Annotated in this window: 6 protein-coding genes; 5 read left to right on the top strand and 1 reads right to left on the bottom strand. The window is 54.5% G+C overall.

All coding sequences use genetic code 11. The annotated features are described in order from the left end of the window. Nucleotides 1-299, top strand: a 299-nt coding sequence (locus CPT76_RS18190; RefSeq protein WP_181152908.1) for a hypothetical protein, incomplete at its 5' end; no start/stop codon positions are given. 24 nt (nucleotides 300-323) lie between these two features. Here CPT76_RS18190 and CPT76_RS18185 read toward each other — a convergent pair. Then, nucleotides 324-602 (bottom strand): hypothetical protein, encoded by a 279-nt coding sequence (locus tag CPT76_RS18185; protein WP_105443836.1) that lies wholly within the window; start codon nucleotides 600-602, stop codon nucleotides 324-326. Between the two features lie 331 nt (nucleotides 603-933). On the opposite strand from CPT76_RS18185, the gene CPT76_RS18180 reads away from it, so the two are divergent. The 4 genes from CPT76_RS18180 to hpf form a co-directional block, all read left to right on the top strand. After that, the gene (locus tag CPT76_RS18180) at nucleotides 934-1,251 is read left to right on the top strand and encodes a hypothetical protein (protein ID WP_105443835.1); all 318 of its coding nucleotides are present in this window, start codon (nucleotides 934-936) and stop codon (nucleotides 1,249-1,251) included. A gap of 98 nt (nucleotides 1,252-1,349) precedes the next feature. After that, nucleotides 1,350-1,712, top strand: a complete 363-nt coding sequence (locus CPT76_RS18175) for a DUF3147 family protein (protein ID WP_105444128.1) — start codon at nucleotides 1,350-1,352, stop codon at nucleotides 1,710-1,712. 15 nt (nucleotides 1,713-1,727) lie between these two features. Further along, nucleotides 1,728-2,126, top strand: a complete 399-nt coding sequence (locus CPT76_RS18170) for a DUF3147 family protein (protein WP_105443834.1) — start codon at nucleotides 1,728-1,730, stop codon at nucleotides 2,124-2,126. Nucleotides 2,127-2,271: 145 nt separating this feature from the next. Further along, nucleotides 2,272-2,783: ribosome hibernation-promoting factor, HPF/YfiA family (hpf, locus tag CPT76_RS18165; RefSeq protein WP_105443833.1), on the top strand; the 512-nt coding region annotated here is incomplete at its 3' end.

The raw sequence follows: 2,783 nt of genomic DNA, 5'->3' as shown, positions 1-2,783 counted from the left end.
GGGAGCAGGTCGAAGTGATTCCGCGTTCGCTGACGATGCATGCAGTCGGCATATTGGCCGCGGAAGGAATAGAATCGGCCCTGAGTGTATACAAGGCGGGCAGCGAGCAGCACTCCAAGCTCGGTTATGTACCGTACGAATTCGACTTCGGCTTTCAGGGCATTGCCGGCAGACTGCTTCGAGGCGGGGAACCGGACGGAGCCGCGGCCATCGTTGATTTAGCGTTAGCGCTGGATCCGGATGATCAAGAACTCCATTTGATGAAGGATCAGCTTGCAAATTCTATTGCGCGATCCTGATCGTCGTCGCGGCCGCGGCCGCCATCATGTTTTGAACACAAGCCGGTGAAACAGGAACGCAGCGGCGGCCGAAATCACGAGAGAGATCAACCACACCGATATTTTTTGCGGTGTAATCCGCGGACGGTCGGAGCCGAATTTAACTTTGGATGGCAGGGGTTCCGCACCGTTTGGATCATAGGCGGCCATCATGTTGGCTGTATGTTTTTGGGTCATATACATGCCGAGGCCCGTCTGAATGCCGGTTTGGATAAGAACAAAACAAACGGCAAAGATCAAAGGTAAAGCGATGTACTTTAGCATAGATTAGTGAGTTCCTCCGATTCTATTTTTGTTAAATGTTACCACAGGTAAAATGGAGTTGTCTCTATTTCGACAGGCTTTTGATAAGCAGAAATCTGCTGAACCTGTGAAAACCTGAGGGAGCAGTGGATAAAAAGATCCTGGCAATCATGCCAAGGATCTTTTTTAGTGCTTATGCCGGCAATACGGCGGTCGTTCGGGGGCAAAGCTGATAGGATCGATTTTTTTCATAGATTCCGTGTGCCACAGAGCTCGTCTACGATTATAATAGTTTCAAGATGGCGGCTTGCAGCCGTCACAGACGTTAACCTTTCGTAAATGGAGAGTAGTCATGATCCAAAAAGTCTTTGCCTTGATGCTGATTTGCGCCCTTTGGCTTCCGGTAAACTCGGAGGCGGTTCGAGCTTCGGATTTATCGTCATGGGAAGGGCCGATCCTTACGAAACGTGTACCCATATCCGTCGTCACAAGCCCGGCTGCATCCCCCAAGCTTTCAGATGAGGAAGCGAAGCGGCTAAGGGAGGCCTATGGCCTCGAGCAGCCCGGAGCAGAGCCGCGGCAGAGCATCGGCGATTTCGGCGCCAGCTTCCGTACTCAAGAGCTGCTGGCATGGATATGCATTTTATTCCTGTCCTGGGCACGGCTGTGATGCAGATTACAGAACCTGATCCAGCCCCGTGCTATGATGGGTTCGGTTAAATTAGTGATTATTTTCACAAAATTGGACGGGGGAGATTGGACATGGCTCTGGCTCATCTATCGCTGATAGGCATTTTGCTGCGGTTCCTTCTGGGAGGCGCAGCCGTGGTGGCGGCATCACTTATTGCCAAACGCGCGGGAGGAGCTGTCGGCGGCATTTTTGCCGCGTTTCCCGCCGTTTTTCTGGCGGCGCTGCTGACGATGAGGTTTGATTACGGGGCCCGTGAACTGGTCGCCCATTCGATTGATCTGTCCCAAGGCGCTTTGATCGGTATGGCGATTAATGTAGCGTGCGCCGCGGCGGCAGGTTACTTGTGCACCAGCAGAGGATGGAAGAAGGGGCTGACCTTGTCCGTAGGCGGCTGGCTGCTCGTTTCGTTCACGATATCCTATGTGCTGTTCAGCTTGTAAAGGGGGAAACAGGAAATGAAATTACGGGAGCTGCTGCTTCGGTTCGTGTTGGGCGGCCTGGCGGTCGTATTGAGCTATATGGCGTCGGTCCTGCTGCCGTGGAAGGCGCTTGGCGGTATTTTTACGGCGTTTCCCGCCGTGATGGTCGTCGCTGTGCTGATGGTCGGCCTCAGCCAGGGCTCGGAAAAGGCGGCCGCGGTTGCCAGAGGTTCGGTATACGGGATGACCGGCTGCGCTGTCTGCGTCGTGACGGTCTGGTATGCCCTGAAAATAACCGGCGCCTGGTGGCCCAGCCTGATGCTGGGACTTATAGGCTGGTTTGCTGGCTCGTTTGCGCTGCTGAAGGTGAAGGAGAAAGTGCAAAAAATCCAGCACATGCACCGGCTGCCGCGAAAACAGACCAAGCATGTGTAAATGGCCGACTTGCGTCAAGGATCAGCCATGAGCAGGGGTGCGGGACGTTTCTGCCTTGGTGTGATGTTTTTCACAGCGCAGAGTGTCCAGCCGTTTTACAATAAAGTCATGCAAGAGTCCTTTCCCGTTGAAGGAGGCAGATCCCATGGCTACACACATTCATGGTAAACATTTTGAAGTGACACCGGCACTCCAGGCGTATGCCGAGCAAAAGATCGGTTCGGCCCAATCCTGGTTCGAAGAGAAGGTGGCCATCCATGTCACCCTGCTGCTGCAGGCCCGGAAACGGGAGCATGTCGTTGAAGCTACCATTCCCTATCACGGCATGGTCTTTCGGGTCGAAGTGAAGGATGCGGACATGTATGCCGCCATTGACCAGGCCGCGGATAAGCTGGATCGCAAGCTCCGCAAGTACAAGGAGCGGGCTCGCCGCAAGCTGCGCAGCCACGGACGCTCGGTCGGCACCGGCATTCAGGACGGCGTGCAGCCGGAACCGGAAGCGCCGGAGGAAGCCTTTGTCATTGCAAAAGAAAAGCGGCTCGTGATGAAGCCGGTGGATCTGCAGGAAGCTGTGCTGCAGATGAATTTGCTGGACCACAGCTTCCATCTGTTCTTGAACCGGGATACCAACCGTGAGGAAGTCGTTTACCGCAGGGC

It is taken from the genome of Paenibacillus sp. AR247, assembly GCF_002968895.1.
Taxonomy (GTDB): Bacteria; Bacillota; Bacilli; order Paenibacillales; family Paenibacillaceae; genus Paenibacillus_AQ; species Paenibacillus_AQ favisporus.
The sequence above is the reverse complement of the archived record's forward strand: the minus strand, read 5'-3'. Positions and strand labels throughout refer to the sequence as shown.